Source organism: Terriglobia bacterium, from assembly GCA_020073205.1.
Taxonomy (GTDB): domain Bacteria; phylum Acidobacteriota; class Polarisedimenticolia; order Polarisedimenticolales; family JAIQFR01; genus JAIQFR01.
The window spans coordinates 1-21,043 of record JAIQFR010000078.1 but is presented as its reverse complement, the minus strand read 5'-3'; the positions used below and the strand labels follow the sequence as shown (position 1 = coordinate 21,043).

20 protein-coding genes are annotated in these 21,043 nt (G+C 69.6%); 12 read left to right on the top strand and 8 right to left on the bottom strand.

Features of this window, described 5'->3' with window-relative positions; all coding sequences use genetic code 11:
- Both LAO51_14910 and LAO51_14905 read left to right on the top strand, forming a co-directional pair.
- The coding region (locus LAO51_14910; protein ID MBZ5640035.1) for a DUF3418 domain-containing protein at nt 1-202 on the top strand (202 nt) is incomplete at its 5' end.
- A 389-nt stretch (nt 203-591) separates the two neighbouring features.
- Nucleotides 592-918 (top strand): hypothetical protein, encoded by a 327-nt coding sequence (locus LAO51_14905; protein MBZ5640034.1) that lies wholly within the window; start codon nt 592-594, stop codon nt 916-918.
- 183 nt (nt 919-1,101) lie between these two features.
- On the opposite strand, the gene LAO51_14900 is transcribed toward LAO51_14905, so the two are convergent.
- The gene (locus LAO51_14900) at nt 1,102-2,049 is read right to left on the bottom strand and encodes a patatin-like phospholipase family protein (GenBank protein ID MBZ5640033.1); all 948 of its coding nucleotides are present in this window, start codon (nt 2,047-2,049) and stop codon (nt 1,102-1,104) included.
- 118 nt (nt 2,050-2,167) lie between these two features.
- Between LAO51_14900 and LAO51_14895 the strand changes: the two genes are divergently transcribed.
- On the top strand, nt 2,168-4,099 hold the full coding sequence (locus tag LAO51_14895) for an ABC-F family ATP-binding cassette domain-containing protein (GenBank protein ID MBZ5640032.1): 1,932 nt from the start codon (nt 2,168-2,170) through the stop codon (nt 4,097-4,099).
- 118 nt (nt 4,100-4,217) lie between these two features.
- The gene (locus LAO51_14890; GenBank protein ID MBZ5640031.1) at nt 4,218-7,559 is read left to right on the top strand and encodes a CPBP family intramembrane metalloprotease; all 3,342 of its coding nucleotides are present in this window, start codon (nt 4,218-4,220) and stop codon (nt 7,557-7,559) included.
- Between the two features lie 12 nt (nt 7,560-7,571).
- On the opposite strand, the gene LAO51_14885 is transcribed toward LAO51_14890, so the two are convergent.
- Complete coding sequence (locus LAO51_14885; GenBank protein ID MBZ5640030.1) at nt 7,572-9,101, bottom strand: DNA topoisomerase VI subunit B; 1,530 nt, start codon at nt 9,099-9,101, stop codon at nt 7,572-7,574.
- Nucleotides 9,102-9,430: 329 nt separating this feature from the next.
- On the opposite strand from LAO51_14885, the gene LAO51_14880 reads away from it, so the two are divergent.
- The 4 genes from LAO51_14880 (at nt 9,431) to speB (ending at nt 12,826) form a co-directional block, all read left to right on the top strand.
- Nucleotides 9,431-9,958 carry a DUF2085 domain-containing protein gene (locus LAO51_14880; GenBank protein ID MBZ5640029.1) on the top strand — a complete coding sequence of 176 codons (528 nt, stop codon included), beginning with the start codon at nt 9,431-9,433 and terminating at the stop codon, nt 9,956-9,958.
- Nucleotides 9,919-10,479, top strand: a complete 561-nt coding sequence (locus tag LAO51_14875) for a hypothetical protein (protein ID MBZ5640028.1) — start codon at nt 9,919-9,921, stop codon at nt 10,477-10,479. Before LAO51_14880 ends, LAO51_14875 begins: the two co-directional genes overlap by 40 nt.
- A gap of 411 nt (nt 10,480-10,890) precedes the next feature.
- Nucleotides 10,891-11,904, top strand: a complete 1,014-nt coding sequence (locus LAO51_14870; GenBank protein ID MBZ5640027.1) for a magnesium transporter CorA family protein — start codon at nt 10,891-10,893, stop codon at nt 11,902-11,904.
- A 22-nt stretch (nt 11,905-11,926) separates the two neighbouring features.
- Nucleotides 11,927-12,826, top strand: a complete 900-nt coding sequence (gene speB, locus LAO51_14865) for an agmatinase (GenBank protein MBZ5640026.1) — start codon at nt 11,927-11,929, stop codon at nt 12,824-12,826.
- Here the strand turns inward: speB and LAO51_14860 are convergent.
- Together LAO51_14860 and LAO51_14855 are read right to left on the bottom strand one after the other, a co-directional pair.
- The gene (locus tag LAO51_14860; GenBank protein ID MBZ5640025.1) at nt 12,823-14,097 is read right to left on the bottom strand and encodes an ABC transporter permease; all 1,275 of its coding nucleotides are present in this window, start codon (nt 14,095-14,097) and stop codon (nt 12,823-12,825) included. The genes speB and LAO51_14860 overlap by 4 nt on opposite strands.
- On the bottom strand, nt 14,090-15,001 hold the full coding sequence (locus LAO51_14855) for an ATP-binding cassette domain-containing protein (GenBank protein ID MBZ5640024.1): 912 nt from the start codon (nt 14,999-15,001) through the stop codon (nt 14,090-14,092). Before LAO51_14855 ends, LAO51_14860 begins: the two co-directional genes overlap by 8 nt.
- A gap of 151 nt (nt 15,002-15,152) precedes the next feature.
- On the opposite strand from LAO51_14855, the gene LAO51_14850 reads away from it, so the two are divergent.
- Entirely contained in the window at nt 15,153-15,815 is a 663-nt protein-coding gene (locus LAO51_14850; protein ID MBZ5640023.1) for a hypothetical protein, read from the top strand.
- 7 nt (nt 15,816-15,822) lie between these two features.
- On the opposite strand, the gene smpB is transcribed toward LAO51_14850, so the two are convergent.
- On the bottom strand, nt 15,823-16,557 hold the full coding sequence (smpB, locus tag LAO51_14845) for an SsrA-binding protein SmpB (protein MBZ5640022.1): 735 nt from the start codon (nt 16,555-16,557) through the stop codon (nt 15,823-15,825).
- On the opposite strand from smpB, the gene LAO51_14840 reads away from it, so the two are divergent.
- Nucleotides 16,466-17,206: a hypothetical protein gene (locus tag LAO51_14840; GenBank protein ID MBZ5640021.1), complete on the top strand. Its 741-nt coding sequence runs from the start codon at nt 16,466-16,468 to the stop codon at nt 17,204-17,206. The genes smpB and LAO51_14840 overlap by 92 nt on opposite strands.
- Nucleotides 17,207-17,223: 17 nt before the next feature.
- Here LAO51_14840 and rsmI read toward each other — a convergent pair whose 3' ends face one another.
- On the bottom strand, nt 17,224-18,075 hold the full coding sequence (gene rsmI, locus LAO51_14835) for a 16S rRNA (cytidine(1402)-2'-O)-methyltransferase (protein MBZ5640020.1): 852 nt from the start codon (nt 18,073-18,075) through the stop codon (nt 17,224-17,226).
- 119 nt (nt 18,076-18,194) lie between these two features.
- Here rsmI and LAO51_14830 point away from each other — a divergent pair, with 119 nt between their 5' ends.
- Nucleotides 18,195-18,659, top strand: coding sequence for a hypothetical protein (locus LAO51_14830; GenBank protein ID MBZ5640019.1), 465 nt, complete (start codon nt 18,195-18,197; stop codon nt 18,657-18,659).
- A gap of 16 nt (nt 18,660-18,675) precedes the next feature.
- Here the strand turns inward: LAO51_14830 and LAO51_14825 are convergent, their stop codons facing one another.
- Nucleotides 18,676-19,545 carry an NAD+ synthase gene (locus tag LAO51_14825; protein MBZ5640018.1) on the bottom strand — a complete coding sequence of 290 codons (870 nt, stop codon included), beginning with the start codon at nt 19,543-19,545 and terminating at the stop codon, nt 18,676-18,678.
- Nucleotides 19,542-20,441 (bottom strand): hypothetical protein, encoded by a 900-nt coding sequence (locus LAO51_14820; GenBank protein ID MBZ5640017.1) that lies wholly within the window; start codon nt 20,439-20,441, stop codon nt 19,542-19,544. Before LAO51_14820 ends, LAO51_14825 begins: the two co-directional genes overlap by 4 nt.
- A gap of 419 nt (nt 20,442-20,860) precedes the next feature.
- Between LAO51_14820 and LAO51_14815 the strand changes: the two genes are divergently transcribed.
- A partial coding sequence (locus tag LAO51_14815) for a hypothetical protein (GenBank protein ID MBZ5640016.1) occupies nt 20,861-21,043 on the top strand: 183 nt, incomplete at its 3' end.

The following is a 21,043-nucleotide window of genomic DNA, read 5'->3' as shown; positions in this document are numbered from 1 at the left end:
GCAGGCGCGCTGGTACCTCGACCGCCTGCCGGCCGAGATCTGCACCGCGCAGGGGCTCGATGCGTGGTTCAAGCAGTGCTCGCCCGAGCAGCGGCACGCGCTCGAATGGCCGTTGTCGGATCTGCTCCCGGGCGAGGGCAGCGAAGCCGAGCGCTTCCCGAAATACCTTGCGCTCGGCGACGCGCGCCTCGCGCTCGCGTAATCCGCTCCTTGCGAACCTGGATCCAAGCGCGCTTCCTCAAGGAGTCCTCGGGAGCGGGACCCGCGAGGATCGGATCCCGGGAGCTTCGCAGGTCGTCCACATCCCTCGTGGTCGCCGTGAGGCGCTGGAGGAACCGCCGATCCGGCGCGGTCGGTCCCGGGCCGCCCAACGCGACATCGTCCCTCCAGACGGTGACGCGACGCAGGAACTCCGTGCGCCACCCGCACGCGTCGGGAACCGTCTGTCCGTCGAGCCCGATCACGAGCTCCCGGTAGCGCTCCACCGCCGCGAACAGGGAACCGACCGCCGGGCCGCCGCTCGGCGGGACCTTCGCCTTGAGCGTCCACGGGTCGGGTAGCGGGGGCGGGGGAGGAGGGGGCTCGGCGGCTTTGCGGCGCTCCTCCACCACCTCGGGGGCGTCCGGCAGCTCGATGGTCAGCGTTCCCTTGGCGAAGCCTCTTCCGGGCAACGCGCGGATCGCGAGCTTGAACCCCTTTCCGGAGGCGAGGAGATCGCGGGTCAGCAACACCTGCATCCGCTGCGGCGAGGGACCCGAGCGGCGGTCCACGACGGAGGGCTTCTCCGCGCGGTCGAGACGGAACGACACGACCCGGGATCCCTCCCACTCCGCGCCGATCACGAGCGTCCCGGGGAACGGGGCGTCGAAACCGACCTCGAACGCGGAGTCGCTGCCCTCCTGGATGTCGAGGGCGTAGCGGCGCGTCGAGCCCTCCGCCGGGCTCCCCGCGACCGCGACGAGCGCAGCCAGGAGCATCGCGAGCCTGCCGGATGCGTTCATGCGAGCCGGCCCCTCCCCCTCCCTCACCGTCGCGCGGAGCGAATATAATGCCCCGACCTCGCCCGGACCAAAGGAACGAGCGGATCGCCAGCGTCTTTCGCTACGGGCCGTGAGCCGGCACGGGATCGGGGCGGGTCGAGGCCCGCTCAATCGCGGCCCGGATCCCGGGGATCGCCTCGCGGGCGGCCGCGACTCCGGCCGCCATCAGCTCCTTCTTCCGGGAGAAGTCGAACGAACTCGTCTCCCCGACCTTCGGCAAGATCACCACGTCGGCGTCTCTCGCCTTGAGCCGCGCCAACTCCCTTCCGAGGAGGGCGATGCATCGGAGCGAGATCGACGCGAAATTGCCGGGCTCGTCCGCGGCGAGCTCCAGGCCGATGTCCACCGCGATCACCACGTCGGCACCCCGTGCCCGAGCCACGGAGACGGGGATCGGGTCCACCACCCCGGCGTCCACCAGTGTCCGGCCGCCGAGCGAGACCGGGCGGAAAACGCCCGGGATCGCGCTGGACGCATGGATCGCCGGACCGACCGGGCCACGGTCCAGCACGACCTCCTCGCCGGTCTTGAGGTCGGTCGCTACCGCGACGAACGGAACCTTCAGCAGCTCGATGGAGGGCGCCTTGACGTGCCGCGCGACAAACTCCTCGAGCGCCTTCCCCGTCACCGGACCCCGAGTCGAGCCGAGCAGGGACCAATCGAAGATGTCGTCCTTCTCCACCTGCCAGGCGACCGCTTCCAGCTCGAAGGAGTCGCGAGCGTCGGCGTAGAGCGCCCCGATGAGGCTCCCGGCACTCGCCCCGACGATGAGGTCCACCGGGATCTTCTCCTGCTCGAGCACCCGGATCACCCCGACCTGGGCGAATCCCCTCGCTCCGCCCCCTCCCAGCACCAGCGCGACCTTCACCGGGCGGGGTTGCGCAGGCGGGAGCGGGGGAGTCTCCCCGACCCCTCGGCGGGCCGCGCAGCCCGCAGCCAGGGCGGCGAAGAGCGTCGCGGCGGCGACGCGAGCGACGAGGCGACGGACTCCCGGGCGCGCTCGGCCCATCTCGCATCCTCCATTCGTCGAGGCGTTATCCTGGAGAGGCGAGGCACCGCTCCTCTACAATAGCGGGCCGGCCCCGCGCTGTCAGGTCCCCCTTGGCCGGGGAAGGGCCCCTTCCCGCATGATCCGACTCGACAGGGTCCGCCGCCGGTTCGGGGCCCAGATCCTCTTCGACGGCCTCTCGTGGATGATCCCGCGCGGCGCCCGCCTCGGACTCGTCGGTCCCAACGGAGCGGGGAAGACCACCGTACTGCGCATTCTCGCCGGCCTCGACGCTCCCGACGCGGGAGAAGTGAGCCGCCCGTCCGCGCTAAGGATCGGCTACCTGCCCCAGGAGGTGGAAACCGTCGCGGAAGGGAGCGTGCTCTCCGTGGTGCTCGACGGGTTCGGCGAGCTCCGGCGGCTCGAAGAGGAACTCGAGAGGCTCGAGCGGAGGATGGCCGATCTCGGACCCGTCGACGCGGAGCTTCAGGCCGTGGCCGCGGCGTACGGCGCCGCGCGGCATCGCTTCGAGGCGCTCGGGGGCGACGGAGTCGAGGCGCGCGCCAAGGCGATCCTGAGCGGTCTCGGCGTCCCCGAGGGGCGGTTCCACGGTCCGCTCTCCGAGTTGTCGGGAGGGTGGCGGATGCGGGTGGTCCTGGCCCGGCTCCTCCTCGGCTCGCCCGACCTCCTGCTCCTCGATGAGCCGACGAACCACCTCGATCTCGAGGCGATCGGCTGGCTCGAGGAGTTCCTGTCGTCGTTCGAGGGGGCGTTCGTCGTGGTCTCCCACGACCGCTACTTCCTGAACCGGATGGTGAAGGGGATCGTGGAGCTGGAGCGGGGCCGTCTCGCCGTCTATCCGGGGAACTACGACGAGTACCTCGCCGAGCGCGAAGCGCGGGAAGTCGCTCTCGAGGAGGCGGCCCGGCAGCAGGCACGGGAGATTGCCCGGGTCGAGCGGTTCGTCGAGCGCTTCCGCTACAAGGCGACGAAAGCGCGGCAGGTCCAGTCCCGCCTCCGAGCCCTCGAGAAGGTCGAGCGGATCGAGGCGCCGAGCCGCAGGCGCGGGATCCGCTTCGACTTCCCGCCGGCGCCCCGCTCCGGGGACGACGTGGTGCGCGGCGAGCGGTTCTCCAAGGCGTTCGGCGAGACGGTGGTCTATCGCGATGCGGACCTCCTGCTGCGGCGCGGCGACCGGGTGGCCCTGGTGGGGCCCAACGGCGCCGGCAAGTCCACGCTCCTCAAGCTCCTCGCCGGACGCCTCCTGCCCGACGAGGGGCGTCTCGACCTCGGGCACCACGTGATCGCGAAGTACTACGCCCAGCACCAGCTCGACGCCCTCGACCCGAGGAGCACGGTCCTCGAGGAGATGGAGAAGGCCGCCGATCCGGGAATGATCACCCGCCTCCGCTCGCTCCTGGGCTGCTTCCTCTTCTCGGGCGAGGACGTGGACAAGAGGGTCGCGGTGCTCTCCGGCGGGGAGAAGGCGCGGCTCGCCCTGGCGCGGATGCTCGTGCGTCCCGCCAACCTGCTGCTCCTCGACGAGCCGACGAACCACCTGGATCTCAGGAGCCGCGAGGTCCTCGAGGACGCGTTGGACGAGTACGGGGGGACGCTCGTGGTGATCTCCCACGACCGGTACTTCATCAACCGGATCGCCACCTCGATCGCCGAGGTCGGCGGCGGCAGGATCGACCTCTACCCGGGAGACTACGACACGTTCGTGGAGCGCGGCCGGAGCCTCGCGGCCGCATCACCGCGCGAGGCGGTCGAGCCTTCTGCCGACGAGGCCGCGCCGGCGCGGCAGCTGGGCCGGGAGGCGAAGCGCCGGCAAGCGGAGGAGCGCAACCAGCGGTACCGGGAGCGCCGGGCCGCTGAACGGCGCCTGGCCCCGATCGAGGCGGAGATCGCGACGCTCGAGGAGCGGGTTCGCGAGCTGGCGGCGCTCCAGGCGGACCCGACGGTTCTGAGGGACGCGCGCCGGGCCCGGGAGGTCGGGCGCGAGCGCCAGGATGCACAGGAGCGACTCGACGCGCTCTACGCCCGGTGGGAGGAGATCGCGGCGGAATGAGCCCGGGCACCGCCCCTCCGGGCGGACCTTGCCCGGTTCGTACGGCTTCCGGGTTACGATGGACGGCCTGGGACGATCGACGCCGCGACCGGCGACCGCGTTCGCAAGGGGGCGTTCCATGAACCTCGAGAAGCTCGACCGCCGCGACCTCAGACTCATCGTCGCCTGCGTCGTGATCGGCGCGGTCAGCCTCGTCGTCGGAATACGGTACTACTTCCTGGCGTTCCCCGAGGCCTCGATCGAATTCCGGGTGACGAAGGAGAGCTCGCGCCCGGTCGCGACGTCCTTCCTCGGACGGATGGGCGTCGCGACGTCCGGGTACCGTCACGCCGCCGTGTTCGGGTTCGACGATCAGCAGAAGACCTTCCTGGAGCGCGAGCTCGGGGTCGAGGAGTCGAACCGGCTCCTGGCGACGACGGTGCGTCTCTGGCGCTGGAAGCACCGCTGGTTCCGGCCGCTCCAGAAGGAAGAGGCGTCGGTCGAGGTCACGACGAAGGGCGAGGTCGTGGGGTTCCGGCACCTCCTCGCGGAAGACGTCGCCGGAGCGGATCTCCCGGTCGAGGCGGCACGGAAGGCCGCAGAGACGTTCCTCGCGGAGACCGTCGGCCGCCCGATCGATAGGCTGTCCTTCGTCGAAGGCTCCCTCGAGAAGCGCCCCCACCGGACCGACCACTCGTTCACGTGGAAGGTGAAGGGAAGCGAGGTCCACGGCGCGGATTATCGGGTGGAGGTCGGGATCGCCGGCTCCGGTGTCGCGAGCTACGCCGAGTTCCTCAAGGTCCCGGACACCTGGATACGGGACTACGCGAAGCTCCGATCGAAGAACGAGATCGCGGGCCAGATCGATTCGGTCCTGCTCCTCCTGACCGGTCTCGCGATGCTGGTGCTCCTGGTCCGCAGGATCCGCCGGGGGGATGTCCGCTGGAGGGCGGCGGGCCTGCTCGGCGGGCTGATCTTCGTCCTCCTGAGCGTCTCGCAGCTCAACCAGCTTCCCTCGGCATTCTACGCCTACGACACCACGACGTCGTTCGGCGGCTTCGTGCTCGGGGGCGTGCTTCGCGCCTTCGGGGCCGGCCTGGGGGCGGGGCTCCTGATCTTCCTCGTGGCCGCGTCCGCGGAGCCCCTGTATCGAGAGCGCTTCCCGAGATTCCTCTCACTGACCTCGCTGCTTCGGCCGCGGGCGCTCCGCACGCGGGAGTTCTTCCTCGCGTCCCTCGTGGGCGTCACGCTCACCTGCTTCTTCTTCGCCTACGAGAACGTCTTCTACCTGATCGCGAACCGCTGCGGCGCCTGGGCGCCGCGGGACGTGGCCTACTCGGACCTCCTGTCGACGTCTTTCCCCTGGGTGTACGTCCTGTTCTTCGGCTTCCTCCCGGCGATCTCCGAGGAGTTCATCTCGCGGATGTTCTCGATTCCCTTCTTCGAGAGGATCCTGAGGAGCACCGCGGCGGCGATCGTGATCGCCGCGTTCATCTGGGGATTCGGCCACGCCGCCTACCCGAACCAGCCGTTCTGGATCCGCGGGCTCGAGGTCGGGATCGCCGGGATCGTGTTCGGGCTCGTCATGCTCCGCTTCGGCATCGCGTCGGTCGTGATCTGCCACTTTTCGGTGGACGCCCTCTACACGGCCTTCGTGCTCATTCGTTCGCCCAACCTCTACTACCGGATCTCCGGCAGCCTCTCCGCGGGGATCTTCGTCCTCCTACTCCTCGCCGCCGCCGCCGCCTATCTCTTCAGGGGAGGCTTCCGCCCCGCCGAGGACTCGAACGCCGACGAGGGGGTCCCGCCCCCGGCCGAGCCGCAGGAGGCCGCCGCGGCGGGACCGGCGCCGGCCGTCGCGTATCGCCCGCTTCCGCGTCGGCGGATCCTGTGGGGGCTCGTCGTCGCGGTGATCCTCGCGGCGCTCCCCGCCGTCCCCGTGGCGTACTTCGGCGACGGGATCGAGTTCCGCGCGACCCGTGGGCAGGCCCTGGACGCGGCGTCGGCCTTTCTCAGGTCGAGCGGGTTCGACGTCGCCTCGTACCGGACCGCGGTCGCGCTTCTGGACCGGACCGACCCGACCGCGGCGTCGTACCTGCTGAAGTCCGGCGGTCTCGACGCGGCGAACAGGCTCTACGCGTCGATGGTGCCGACCCCTCTCTGGCGGGTGCGCTTCTTCGTGCCCGGTCAGAAGCAGGAGTACGGGGTCTCGGTGAGCGTCGCGACCGGGGACGTCGTCGGCTTCGAGCGGACCCTGCTCGAGAGCGCGCCCGGTGCCTCGCTCTCCAAGGAGCGGGCGCTCGAGGTGGCGCGCGCGTTCCTCGTGTCCCACGGAATCGATCCCGCCGCGGGCGAGATCAAGGAGCAGTCGGAGAAGGACGAGAAGGCGCGCCGGGACCACACGCTCGTCTGGGAGTTCCCGGAATCCGGCGCGGGCAAGGCCAGCGCCCGGCACGAGGTCGTCGTGCAGGGCGACGTCGTCGGCTCGTGGGGGAGGACGGCCAAGATCCCTGAAGAGTGGCGTCGCGATCGCGAGAGGCAGACCGCGATCACCGTCGTCTTCCGGTGGCTCGCGCTCCCGTTCTTCGGCCTCCTGGGCGTCCTCGCGCTTCTGCTCCTGATCTCGAGGATTCGAGCGGGGGTGATCCCGTGGAGATTCGCCTTCGCGGCGGGCGGCGTCGCGGCGGCGGCCACGCTGGCGCGGATGGGCCTCTCCCTCGACACCTTCTGGTCCCGTTACGACACCTCGATCCCGGCGGGCGGCTACCTGATCGTGATCCTCGTGAGCGTGCTCCTCGGGACCGTCGTGTTCTTCTTTGCCGGGACGATCGTGGCGGGATTCGCGGGCTCGCTCTACTCGCAGGCCGCGTCCATGCTGCGGCGCCAGAACCTTCGAGCCTTCGGGCGCGACGCGCTCCTCGCCGGCTTCGTCGCCCTGGGCTTCGCGCTCGGCGCGCCGGCGCTCCTCCGTCTCCTGCAGGCCGCGATCCCCGCCGGGCGGCTCGTCTCCGGCATCACCGGACCGACGGGGATCGAGTCGAAAGCCCCGTTCCTCTTCTCGCTCCTCAACACGTTGTCCGTGGCGGTCTTCGTTCCGGCGATCGCCGCCATCGCCGCCGGCGTCCTCTCGCGGTCCTTCAAGCGCCCGATCGCGCGGGTGCTTCTCGCATGCTTCTTCGTCCTCTCGTTCCTTCCCGGGCCCGCCCGGACCGCACCGGAGTACGCCCTGGGAGCGCTCTCGCTCATCGTCGTGTCCGCCCTGGTGCTCGGCCTCGTCCTGTGCTTCCTCAGGGACAATCCGCTGGCATGGGTCTGGTGCGTCTGGTTCGGGCGAGGCGGCGCCGCCGGGATCCAGCTCCTGACGGAGCGTTCGGGGGCGTACCGGCTCCAGGGGGCGCTAGTGGTCGTCGTCGTGCTCGTCTCGGCGGGCTGGCTCGCCGTCGAGTCCGCTCGCCGGGATCGCCCGGCATTGCAGTCCTGACGCCGCGAGGGGTCAGACCTTCCGGCTCCGCTCGAGGATGAACTTGAGGTCCTCCACCGTCCGGTCCCGCTTGGCGTCGGAGAGGCCGAGGATCTGCTTGAGCGCATCGCCGATGTGCGGAATGTACTTCTCGATGTAGGAGCGCTTCTGTGCCTCGTCGGCCGCCCTGCGTCGGTGCCTCACGAACCCGCCCAGTCGCCTCCCCGCCTCCATCAAAGCGAGTCTTATCTCCTTCACGATCTCGGGGTAGGACGCGACCGCCTCCTTGGACTCGGAGGTGAACGGGACCCACGCCGACGCGATGTGGACGAACAGCACGGCCGGCCCCACGGGGAGCGCGCCGCGGGCCTGCTGCAGCCCGTAGCTCTTCCAGTCCACCGACAGCGCCGCCTTCGTGATCGCGCACGCCGACTGCTGGTACTGCAGCGGCACGCGGTTCGCGAACCGGTACAGCTCGACCGGCTCCTCGGCCGGCCGGTCTCCCCCGTACGCGAGCCCCACCTCGACCTGGAACGGGTTGCCCCGGTAAACGGCGGGAGGACGGGTGACCGCCGTGGCGAAGTCCGCCTTTACCCTCGCCTCGAGGCCGCGGGAGAGCAGATCCTCGCCGATCGGCGACAGGCAGGCGGTCGGCGGGGCCATGATCCTGACCTTGGGGATCGCGTGGAACAGGAGCTCGATCTGTCCTGCGCTCAGGCGGTGCGGTCGCACGTCGGGGGACAGACCGGCCACCCGGCAGATCTCGCCGGCGACGGCGTCGCTCACCCGCGAGAAGTCCGTCCGGAGCGCCGTCCTGAGGTTCCTCGCTCGGGTGTCCTTCAGCATCTGGATCAGGATGCCCAGCTCGACCCCGTAGGGGTGCGGCTTGATCTCCAGGGACTCGCGCGGCAGCTCCGACGCCACGCGCTGGAAGATTCGGGGCTCCTCCCTGGGCGTCGCGTACCGGACCGCGGCATGAGGGTTCGCGAGCACGGTCTGCTCGACGTAGTCGTCCACCGACCGGCGCCCCTTCTTGTAGATCGCCTCGAGCTCGATCTCCACTCGCGTGCCGTGGGGCCGGTCCCACTCGGTCTCCTCGTCCTTGAGGACCACGGGAGCGTTCTTCTGGGTGTCGATGGCGATCTCGAAGAGATGCGCGGGCTTCTTCGGCCCGATGCGCGACAGGATCCTCACCGGCCGGCCGGTGGTGATCTGGCCGTACATCCCGGCCGCCGAGATCCCGATCCCCTGCTGGCCGCGCTGCTGCTTCAGGCGGTGGAACTTGGAGCCGTAGAGGAGCTTCCCGAAGATCTTGGGGATCTGTGGACGGACGATCCCCGGGCCGTTGTCCTCCACGGCGATCCGGTAGCGGTTCTCGGCGATCTCGGCGATCTCGATCGTGAGCTCCGGCAGGATGCCGGCCTCCTCGCAGGCGTCGAGGGAGTTGTCCACGGCCTCCTTGACCGCGGTGAGGAGGGCCTTCTGCGGATTGTCGAATCCGAGGAGGTGGCGGTTCTTGGTGAAGAACTCCGAGATCGAGATCTCGCGCTGTCGTGTGGCCATGGAGACCGCGTCCTCGCGCCGTCCCGCTCCGCGGCCCGCACGCGGCCGGGCGCGGCCGGGCGCTTCGGAAGCCGGCGCGACCGCCAGCTCCGGCGCGGGGGATGGGCCGCGGGGCTCCGCGACGCTCGCGACGGAGGACGCCGGCGCGGAGGAGAGCGGAAGCCGCTCCGCACCCGGGTCGTCGAAGAGCGACGCCTGGCCCGGGCTCGACCGGACCGCGGACGCTCTCGCGGGCCTCGCTGGCGAAGGTTCTTTCATGGCGGGGGCATTCTAGCAGGGGGAAAGGCGCGGCCCGCGGTAGTAGAATCTTCCGTCTCTCGGAGGGGGGCGTGATTCCCGGCACCGGTCGCGCGACAGAGGCGGAGGGCCCGGCGAACGGGCGGTGGGCGGTCCGTCTCGGGGCCGCCGGGGCGGTCGTGTTCGTCGCCGGCGCGGTTCTGCCCGCCGCGATCGACGCGGCGGGGCTCCCCGGCGGATCCGTGCTGCGGGCCGCTTACCACCCGCTCTGCCACCAGATGCCGTCCCGCTCCCTGCCGTGGGCGGGACACCCCGTCGCGGTCTGCGCGCGCTGCGCGGGGTTGTACCTGGGCGGCACGCTGGGCCTGCTCCTCGCGTCGCTCGCCCGGAGGGCGGCGCAGGTGCCACCCGGCCTCCGATGGCTCGCGCTGGCAGCGATGCCGACGGCGCTCGACGTCATGGCGGGACAGGTCTTCGGCGCCGGCCTACCGAACGTCCCGCGCCTGCTGCTCTCCCTTCCCGCGGGCTTCGTCGCGGGCCTCTATCTGGCCGCCGGGCTTGCCGACCTCGGAGGAAGTCGATGGACGAGAACTCTCCCGATCTTCTCCGGCCCACGCTGACCGCCGGTATCCTGTTCGGGGCGGTCGCGAGCGTCCCGTTCCTGAACCTGCTCAACTGCGCGTGCTGCTCGCTCGTGCTCGGTTGCGGGTTCTTCGCTTCGTGGCTCTACGCCGGCGAGTGCCGACGGAGCTTGATCGAGTTCCGTCCGGGAACCGGAGCGATGGTGGGCCTCGTGTCGGGCGCGTTCTACGCCGTGACCGAGAGCCTGCTCGAGACGATGATCCATCTCTTCGCCGGCGATCCCACCGCCCGCGCCATGCTCTCCTTGATCCGAAGCCTCCCGAGCCTTCCCGCCGAGAACCGCGACATGCTCGAGCAGGCGCTGCGGCAGGCTTCGGAGGCGATCCCGACCGTCGGCTCGTTCGTGATCGGCTTCTTCGTGATGGTCCTGGTGGCAGCGGTCTTCTCGACGCTCGGCGGTCTGATCGGCGGCGCGGTATTCCGGGTTCCCCCGTCCGCGTCGGCGCCTCCGATCGCGGAAGACGGGTACGGACCGCCGCCTTCCGCGCCTGCGGTCTGATCCGACGGACGTTCGGGATCGGCCGCGAACGTGTCCGCGGGCGTCCGCCCGCGGACGCGCGGCCAGGCTCGACCGTGTTGCGCTCCGGGAAGCACCGCGCTCCCTTGGAGTTGTCGTGCCCCGCGATGCTGGCCCGGGAGTTGCGGTCGTTTCCGGGCGCGGAGGGGGCGCTGCTCCCGGCCGCCGGCGCCGGGTCCGGGACCCCCGGTGGCGGCGGTAGGTCACCGCCGGGCGCGGGCCGGGGTACTTTCGAGGAGGCGGCTCCGGCCCGCCGCCTGATTCGCCACGAGGCGCCTTTCGCTCCTCCCCTCCACGATCCCTCCCGCTCACGACGTATTCGCGCTCCGGATCGCATTGACCGTGGGACGAGGCCGGTTAGTATGAGGCGGAACCCGGCAAGGGAGGGGAGACATGTCCGACCCACGGTTCGTCCACGTCGGCCCGGACGGAACGCTGACGCAGGTCGCCACGCTGGACGAGCTTCTGAGCGGCGTCCGGACCGGAGGCTATGCCTGGCTCGACTTCTTCGACCCGTCCCGGGAGGACCTCGTCCCTCTCGTCGGTCGGTTGGGAGTGCATCCGCTGTCCGTGGACGATTGCCTCGACGAGAACCAGGTGCCCAAGTACGAGGAGTTCCCGACCAACACGTTCATCCTCGTGAACGGCCACCGTAAGCAGGACGGGGTGCTCGTCCAGCAGGAAGTCGACTTGATCCTCGGGAAAGACTTCGTCGTCACGGTCAGCGGGCACCAGGGCGGCCCCCTGAAGCTGCGCGAACGGGTGGAGGAAGTCGCCGCGAAGGACCCGGCCGCGATCGGGCAGGGGCCCGACGTGCTCCTGTACGTCGTCCTGGACCACGTGGTGGACGCGAAGCTCGCGGCCATCGAGTCGGTGCAGGATGCCATCGACGGCGCGGAGGAGGAGATCCTGAGGAGCCCTTACAACTTCAGCCCGGATCTGCTGATGCGCCTGCGCCGGGAGCTGCTGACGCTGCGCAAGAGCCTCTTCCACGAGCGGGAGATCCTGGTCAAGATCTGCCGTCGCGACTCTCCGTACGTCTCCGACCGGTCCATCTACCACTTTCGAGACGTCTACGATCACCTGACGAAGTACTTCGAGATCGTGGAGATCTGCCGGGAGATGATCACGAGCCTGATGGAGATCTACCTGTCCATGGTGAACAACCGGATGGCGCGGGTCGCCAACCGGACCAACGCGTCCGTAAGGCGCCTCACGCTGATCACCACGGTCTTCATGCCGCTGACGCTCCTGGCGGGCATCGGCGGCATGTCCGAGTGGACCATGATGACCGGCTCGTCCCACTGGAAGATCGCCTACCCGGCCCTCGTGCTGGGGATGCTCGTGATCGGAGTCGTCAGCTACCGGCTTCTGTTGCTGGCGGAGGCGCGCAAGCCCGCCAGGTAGAGGCGGGCCAGGAGAACCGAACATGGGCGAGGGGAGGGGAGAGATCCCGCCGTTCGGCGGCGAGGAGGCGCGGTCGTCGTTCGACGGCGCTCGGGTGGTCGTCCTGCCCGTGCCCTACGAGGGGACGGTCTCCTGGGGATCGGGGACGTCCCGCGGCCCCGAGGCGATCCTCAGGGCCTCCACCCAAGTCGAGCTGTACGACGAGCAGACGTGCACCGAGCCGTTCCGCGCGGGGATATTCACCGACCCGATGCTCCCGATTCCCGACGGCCCGACGGAGAAGGTGGTAGACGCGGTCGCGTCGCGCGTCGGCGAGCTGATGGCTGCCGGGAAGTGGGTCGTGATGCTCGGCGGCGAGCACTCGATCACCCCCGGGGCGGTCTGCGCGGCGGCCGCGCGCAATCCCGGGCTTCATCTCGTCCAGCTCGATGCCCACGCCGACCTGCGCGAGTCCTACGAGGGAAAGCCGTGGAGCCACGCCTCCGCCATGGCGCGGTGCCTCGACCTCGCCCCGATTCGCGCCGTCGGGATCCGGAACTACTCGATCGAGGAGGCGGAGCGGATCCGCGCAGGGATTCCCGGCTATGCGGTGGTCCACGCGTGGGAGATGGAGCGGGACGGCTGGCAGGCCCGGGTCCTTAACGGGCTCGACGGGAAGCCGGTCTACCTCACGATCGACCTCGACTACTTCGACCCGTCGGTGATCCCCGCGACCGGGACGCCCGAGCCCGGAGGCGGCGCCTGGTGGCCGACGCTGCGATTCCTCTACGAGCTGTTCCGGCGGGCCCGGGTCGTGGCGTGCGACCTCGTGGAGCTGGCGCCCGCCCCAGGCTTGCACCACGCGGATTTCACGGCCGCGCGGCTCGCGTACAAGGTGATGGGGATGGCGTTCCCCCCCGAGTCAGGAGCCGCCGGCCGCTAGCTCCGCGCCCACCTCAGGATCTCCGGGACGGTCGGCCGCTTGCCGTACATGAGCACGCCGATCCGGAAGATCTTCGCGGTCCCCTTGAACAGAAGCCAGATCGCCCCGAGCATCAGGACGATGGATAGGAGGATCTGCCACAGCGGAGGCGTGAGCACGCTGATCCGCATGTACATGACCATCGGCGTGAAGATCGGGATCATCGAGACGACCACGGCCACGGTGGAGTCGGGGTTGTTCACGAAGAAGAACGCCGCCAGCATCGGGATGACCAGGCACATGGTCACGGGGGTCGTGAGGTTCTGCGCCTCCTGCTCCGAGTTGCAGACGGCCCCGATGGCGGCGAACAGCGCCGTGTACATGAAGTAGCCGAGGACGTAGAAGACGACGAACCCGACGAGCTTGAACGGCGAGAACGCGTCGAGGGCGGAGGTCCAGTCGGCCGCCACCTGCTGGGCGGCGAAGTAGGCGCGCAGCGCCCCGGCGGTGACGACGTAGATCGCCATCTGGGTCAGTCCCACGAGGCCGATCCCGACGATCTTCCCGGTCATGAGCTGGTCGGGGGTGAGCGACCCGAGGAGCACCTCCATGACGCGGCTCGATTTCTCCTCGAGGATCCCGCGCATGACGGCGATGCCGTAGAGGAGGAGCGACATGTAGAGGACCATGACGAAGGCGAAGGTCCCCAGCCAGGTCTGGAGGAACCCCTTCTTCTTCGACTCGCCGCCGGCCGAGACCTGGAACGTGCCCAGGTCGATCGGCTTCATGATCGCGTCGAGGGTCTTCCGGTCGAGGCCGAGGTTGCTCTTCTCGAGCCGCAAGCCCACCACCGCGTTCTTGAGCGCCTTCTCGATCCGCTCGGTGGCCATCACGTTGCCGACGTTCTTCGCGTAGAACCTAAAGGCCTCCTTCGAGTCGATGTCCTCCGCCACGGTCAGGATCCCGGAGAGCTTCCCCGCGACCACCTTCGGCTCGAGCGAGCGCCGGGTCTCGTCGAGGCTCCCGCGTACCGGTTCGGGCACGAGGACGAATTCGCGTCGCCCATCCTTGAGCTTGTCGTCGAGCCCCTGGGCGGTCGCGGCGAGAAGGCGGCCGGTGGCGTCCACGAACGCGATGTTCTTCTGTTCGGCGGGGGTGACGAACATCACCGCGAACTGGATGCCGAACATCACGATCATGAGGAGCGGGAACACCGCCGTGCCGATCCAAAACGACTTCTTCTTCACCCGCTCCAGGTACTCGCGCCTTATGACCATGAGGATCTTATGCATGGGCCTCTCCCCCGCCGACGAGCTCGATGAAGATGTTGTGAAGGGTGGGGGACACGATCTCGAACCTCCGAATCCTGAGGCGTCCCACCGACGCCTTGAGGAGGTCCTGCGGGTCCGCGCCCGCGGCGAGACGGATCTCCTGGTACTGCCCGTAATCGTCCACGCTGGCGACGCCTGCGACCGATCCGAGGAACGAGCCGTCTCCCTCGAAGTCCATCAGCACCGAGTTCTTCCCGAACCCGGCCTTGACCTCGCTCAGGACGCCCGTGAGCGCGACCTTCCCGCGGTTGATCAGGGCGATCCGCTTGCACAGCCTCTCGGCGGTGTCCATCTGGTGCGTCGAGAACAGGATCGTGGTCCCCGCGCGGTTCAGCTCGACGATCACGTCCTTGAACAGGTCCTGGTTCACCGGGTCCATCCCCGAAAACGGCTCGTCCAGGATCAAGAGATCGGGCTTCGCCATCACCGCCGCCACGAACTGCGCCTTCTGCTGCATCCCCTTGGACAGCTCCTCGACCTTCTTGTCTTTCCAGCCGCCGAGCTCCAGCCGGTCCAGCCAAGCGAGCCCGGCCTTTCGCGCCGCCGCCGGCGCCATGCCCTTGATGGCGCCCTGGAACTCCAGCATGTCCCCCAGCTTCATCTTCCGGTAGAGGCCGCGCTCCTCCGGGAGATAGCCGATCCGGTCCTTGGTGCCGTCGGCGAGGCTCTGGCCGAGAATTCGGACCTCGCCCGCGTCGGGCCGAATGATGTCCATGATCATGCGGATCGAGGTGGTCTTCCCGGCGCCGTTCGGTCCGAGGAGGCCGAAGACCTCCCCCTGGGGCACCTCGAGGTCGATTCCGTCGACGGCGCGGAAGTCACCGAACGTCTTCGTCACGCCGTGCAGGACAATCGCTGGCTCCATGCACGCTCCTCCCTGCGGTCTGAAAGCGACCGCCACCGTATGGCGATTATACGGGATCGGTGGGCCCGGGTTCGCCACGGGATGGCGTGGGGTCTGAAGCTCCGGGGCGGCGTTGCAGGGCCGGCCCCCGATCGCGTAACCTAGCCCCGCCATGCTCACGGGATTCAACACGGACGTCGAGTACGACGGTCGGGTCTTCCACGTTCAGACCGAGGACAAGGGGCTCAAGAACCCGCTGGTGGAGAGCCTCGTGTACACGGGCGGGGAGATCGTGGGCTCGAGGCGGAGCTCCTACGCGGACCTCGCGGGCGCCGACGGGCCCTCGGAGATCGAAGTTCAGCGCCGGATGGAAGGCCAGCACCAGGCGGTTATCCGCGAGGTGATGAGCGGGAGATTCGATCCCGAGGGGCCGAAGCCGTTCGGCTACAACATCATCACGAACCGGAGCCTCGACGAGGTGGTCCTCGACTACCTCTCGAAAGCCATCGGGAACGAGCGGATCCGACTCGAGATGGAGGACCGGCAGGCGTTCGAGGAGGACACCCGCCCCACGCTCGTGCTCCGCGTCCTCGGCGACGAATCCGAGCGGCCGATCGCTGGAGCCAGGGTCACGGTGAAGCTCATCACGAGTCGGGAGCGCCCGAACGAGCTCTTTTCGGGGACCACCGGCCCCGACGGCCGCGTCGCCGCGACGCTCGAGATCCCCGACCTGGCCGGCGCGAACGCGGCCGTCCTGTGCCAGGCCGAAGGGCTCGGGAACAACGCCGAGATCAAGCAGCTGATCCGCAAACGCGACCGGCCTTCCGGCCCCTGAGCGCCGCTCACTCCCTCATTTGCCCCCTGAGCCGCGCCATCTCCCGCTCCGCTTCGTCCCGCCGGCTCGCGGCGCGCTTGTCGTAGGTCTTCTTCCCCCGAGCCAGGGCGATCTCCAGCTTGATCTTCCCCCCCTTGAGGTAGAGCTTCGTCGGCACGAGCGTCATGCCGCCGGCCTCGGTGGCGCGCGCGAGCTTGCGGAGCTCGCCGCTGTGGAGCAGGAGCTTCCGGGGTCTCACGGGGTCGGGGTTGTCCCGCCCCCCCTGGGCGTACGGGCTGAAATGAGCGTCGTGGAGGAACGCTTCGCCTCGCTCGATCTTCGCGTAGGCCTCCTTCAGGCTCACCCGGCCGTCGCGCGCGGACTTGACCTCGGTCCCCGTGAGAGCGATCCCCGCCTCGATGCGCTCGAGCAGGTGGTACTCGTGGGACGCCGCGCGGTTCGTCGCCAGGATCGGATTCTCCGCGCGATCCCTGACCTTCCTGGCCAAAACTCCCCTCCGGTGCGGTCCCGCGGTGCGGGTGAGTATAGCAGCACCGTACAGGTGATATATTGAACGCGGCGGCCATGGGGGCGCAGGCCCCCGCCGAAACCTCCTCGTGCCTCCGGACGTCACCGGCCGGGGGCGGGTTGCCCGAGGGATGAGGGTCCCGATGGAGATCGTGGTCGTTCGGTTCCCGCCCGCCGGGCGCTGCGTCACGTGCGACCCGTCGGGATTCGATCTCGGGGTAGGAGAATCCTGCATCGCCGAGACCGACCGCGGACCCGAGTTCGGGATCGTCGCCCAGCTTGGCTTCCGTTACGAGCGGGCGGGCGAGCCCGAGCGCCCGCTTCCGAACGTGCGCCGCCGCGCGACCCAGGAGGACGAGGAAGCCTACGCGCACAAGGTGGTGCTGGAGCGCGAAGGGCGGGAGTACTGCATCGCGCGGATCGAGGAGCATCGACTTCCGATGAAGCTCGGGCGCGTGGAGCGTCAGCTCGACGGCAAGAAGATGACGTTCTACTTCACAGCCGAGGGGCGCGTGGACTTCCGCGAGCTGGTGCGGGACCTCACCGGGAAATTCCACGCCCGGGTCGAGCTGAGGCAGATCGGCGCGAGGGACGACGCTGGAATGCACGGCGGCTGCGGCCTCTGCGGGCGCGTCCTGTGCTGCGCCGATTGGATCCGCGGCTTCGACCCGGTGTCGATCAAGATGGCGAAGGTCCAGGGGCTGTCGCTGAATCCCGCCAAGATATCGGGAATGTGCGGGCGATTGATGTGCTGTCTCCGGTTCGAGTACGAGCCTCGACAGGATCCGCGCCGAAGGGGAGGGGACGCGGACTCCGCCTCGGCGTCCCCGCCCGAGGACCCGGGGCCGCGCGACGAGCGGCGCGTCCTTCCCGTGATCCCGTAGCCCGCGACGTCTTCGGGTCAGCCCTCGCCGATCTCCGCGAGCCTGCGAACCAGCTCGTCGCGGGGCATCCCCAGCGTCTTCGCGGCCGCCTTGACCGCAGCCCGCCGGTCGCCGCCCGCGGCTTCGAGCGCCGCGCGCCATGCCGACGCGAGGGGAGCCGCCGCGCGGGGGGACGGAGCGTCTCCCTCGCGGGCCCCCTCGATCGCCAGCGCGATCTCGCCGCGAATCTCGCCGTCGCCGAGGGCATCGAGGATGTCCTGCGCGGCCCCCGGGATCAGCGTCTCGTGCATCTTGGTCAGCTCGCGCCCCAGGATCATCGGGCGCCGCTCGAGGATCTCATGGGCATCGCGGAGCGCCTGGCGGATCCGATGGGGGGCCTCGAACACCACCACGGTGCGGGGCTCCCGGGCGAGTTCGGCGAGGCGCCGGCGTCGCTCGCCGGCACGGTGCGGCAGGAAACCGTCGAACACGAAGCGGTCCGCCGTGAGACCGCTGGCCGACAGCAGCGCCGCGACGGCAGTGGGACCGGGAACCGGCGAGACCCGGAGCCCCTCCTCCCGCGCGGCGCGCACCAGGAGGGAACCCGGGTCGGACACCCCCGGCGTCCCTCCGTCCGAGACCAGGGAGACGTCGCCGCCCTCCCGCAGGACGCCCAGAACCGGCTCGAGCCTGGAATGCTCGTTGAATCGATGGCAGGAGATCATCCGCACTTCGATCCCGAATCTCGCCAGGAGCTTCGCGGTCCGGCGGGTGTCCTCACAGGCGACCAGCGCCGATTCCCTGAGGGTCCGCTCGGCCCGCGGCGAGAGATCCTCGAGGTTGCCGAGGGGCGTCGCGACGACGAAGAGCGTCCCGGCCACGGACAGAATCCTAGCACCGGGATGCGCGGTAGCGGGCCTCCATCGTCAGGCTCGACCGCCGGCGGCGGCGCGGGTAGGATGTCGCGTGGGGACGATGCCGCGACGCGAGCGTCTCGAGGAGGAGCGGAATGCACAGGAGACCGCCGGCCCGGGTCGGGATGATCGTCGCGACGGCGCTCCTCTTGGGCGCAGCTCCGCCCGGAACGCCGCCGACCGGCACCGAGCCCCCCGCTGACCGACCGGCGCCGATCCACTCCGCCGGCGCCGCGCTCGAGCGCGGGGTCGTGGATGCCACGCTCGCGTTCCTGCGCTCGGATGCGAGGGCGGTACGCGAGGCGCTGGATCGGATCGCTGCGGGTTGCCGCCGGCTCCGCCGCGACGACGTCTCGGCGTGGTCGGAGGACGTGGTCGTCTACGACGAGGCCTTCCACAAGACGGTGGATCTCGCCCGGGAGTTCGCGGCCGCCGAGGAGATGGACAAGGCGTTCGACCAGTTCACGTGGGCACAGAAGGCCTGCCGCACCTGCCACGAAATCGCGAAGAAGGCCCATCCCGCGGCGAAGGTGCCGTTGCCGGCGGCTCCGAAGTCCTAGAGCTCGTCCGTCGCCGTCAGCTCTTCCAATCCCTCGGGTAGCGGAAGTCCCACCCGACCGTCCGGGTCGAGACCTTGGCGATGATCGGCGGGCGCCGCTTGAACTGCGAGCGGACGACGAGCCGCGCCACCCGATCCACCAGCTCGCGCTCGAATCCCGCCGCGACCGCCGCCTCCCGGTCGAGGCGGGCGTCGACGAGCAGGGCGAGCAATCGGTCCACCCGCTCGTAGGAAAACCCGAGGTCGGCCTCGTCCGATTGCCGCGGCCAGAGATCGGCGGAAGGGGGCTTCCGCCGGATCGCCGCCGGCACGCGAAGGTACTCGGCGATCGCCCGGACCTGTGTCTTGTACAGGTCGCCCAACGGGTTCAACGCCGATGCCAGGTCGCCCCAGAGCGTCCCGTACCCGAGCAGCAGCTCCGTCTTGTTGCTCGTTCCGAGCACGAGGGCCCGATGTTGCTCCGAGCGGTCGTAGAGGACCATCATTCGGGCTCGGGCCATTACGTTGCCGAGGCGCAGCCGGTCCACCTTTCCGCACGCCCGATCGAAACCGTCCACCAGGAGCGAGATGTCGAACTTCTCGGCGAGGATCCCCAGCGCGCCGATGACGCTCTCCGCGTCGCGTACCGAGCCGGGGCTGCTGGACCGGTACGGGAGCACGAGCGCGACGACCGAGGCCGGCCCGAGGGCGCGGGTCGCGAGGTACGCGGCGACCGCGGAGTCGATGCCGCCCGAAAGGCCCAGCACGACTTTCGGTCTCCGGGTTCGGAGCAGCTCCGTCCGAATGAACCCGGTCAGGATGCTCACCGTGAGCCCGGGGTCCAGAGCGAGATCCGGCTCGACCCCGCGAGCCGAGGACTCGGCGGGCGCTCGACGGGATCGCTTCATGTCCGTTCCGGACCAACCGCGTCGTCGTCCTTCGCGTCCGGGAGCTCGTAGCGCAGCCGCCGTATCCGCTCGATCTCGCGGGCCGCGAGCTCCAGGTTCTCGTCGCGGAGCAGGGGATAGGCGATTCGGGCGCGCCTCAACACCCCGGCATCGAGCTCCACCACCTCGAGCGCGGGCTCGAGCGGCGGCAGCGCGGCGAGCACGCGGCCAAAGGGATCGATGGCGAGGGAGCCCCCGCCGAAGTTCAGACCGTCCTCGTAGCCCACCCGGTTCACGTACACGACGAACGCCGTCTCGAATTCGGCGGTGACGCGAAGGAGATCGTGCCAGACCGCGACGCTCGTGATGCCGCGGCCGGGGCGGGCCCCCCGGGTCGGGCCGCTGCTGGCCGCGAGGAGGACGTCCATGCCCTGTTGGGCCAGGATCCACGCACAGGCGGGGTGCCAGCAATCCTCGCAGATCAGCATGGCCGCCCGTCCGAAAGGGGCGTCGAACGCGCGAAGCCGGTCGCCCGCCGCGAAGTCCCGCCCCTCCTCGAACATGCCGTAAGTCGGCAAGTAGACCTTCCGATGCAGGTGCACGAGGCGGCCGCGGCTCAGGTACGCGGTCGCGTTGTGGTAGCGATGATCGTGGGTCTCCTCCACGAATCCGAGCATCACATCGACGTCACGAGACGCCCGCTCGAGCTTGCGGAAGCGTGCCGTGTCGACTCGCAAGGCGACTTCCGGCACCTGGTCTCGCAGCAGGTATCCCGTGAGTGAGAGCTCCGGGAAGACCACCAGGTCGGCCCCTGCCCGACGTGCTTCCGCGACCCTCTCGAGGTGGAACGCGAGATTCGCCTCGACCTCCCCCAGCCGGGGGGCGATCTGGGCCAGGGCCACGCGGACATTCCGCATCGAGCTCCCCTTCGTGCGCGCGACCGGTGCGAACGTTATCACAGCAGGCCCGCACCGCAATCCCGAGGGTCGTTCGACCCGCACTGCGCCAAAGAGGCGCATTTCGGAGTTGATCCTCCTAACTGCGTCAAATTGAACCGCCAAACTTCGAGCCCGACCGGCGATCGCAGTGGGACCTCGCGGGCTGCCTTCATGGAAGTGCTGCCGTATCAACCCATTTGCAGATCGTGGATCCTCGCGACCGCGTCGGCCGAGCTGGCCCGGATCTTTCATCTGATGATCGGCGGTCGGCAAGAACCGCGGTGAGTTTCCTCTCCCTGGGCCGCCCTGAAGCAGATTCCAACGAGGGTGGCGCTTCGATTCATCAAGAGACCGGAGAGACCGCTCAGAGCGACGAAGGGGAAGGGAGGGGGAAGCCGATGTCGAGAAAGGCGATTCTGGACGAGGCGATGGAGTACGACGAGGTGACTCCGGAGGAGGTCGCGGAGGCCCAGGCCGAGGTCGAGGCTGCCGCCCGGGCCGCGAGGCGCCGCCGGAGCGACAAGGACGTCGCCACGGATCGGCCCACGGCCGCGATCCTGCCGATTTACCTCAGGGAGATG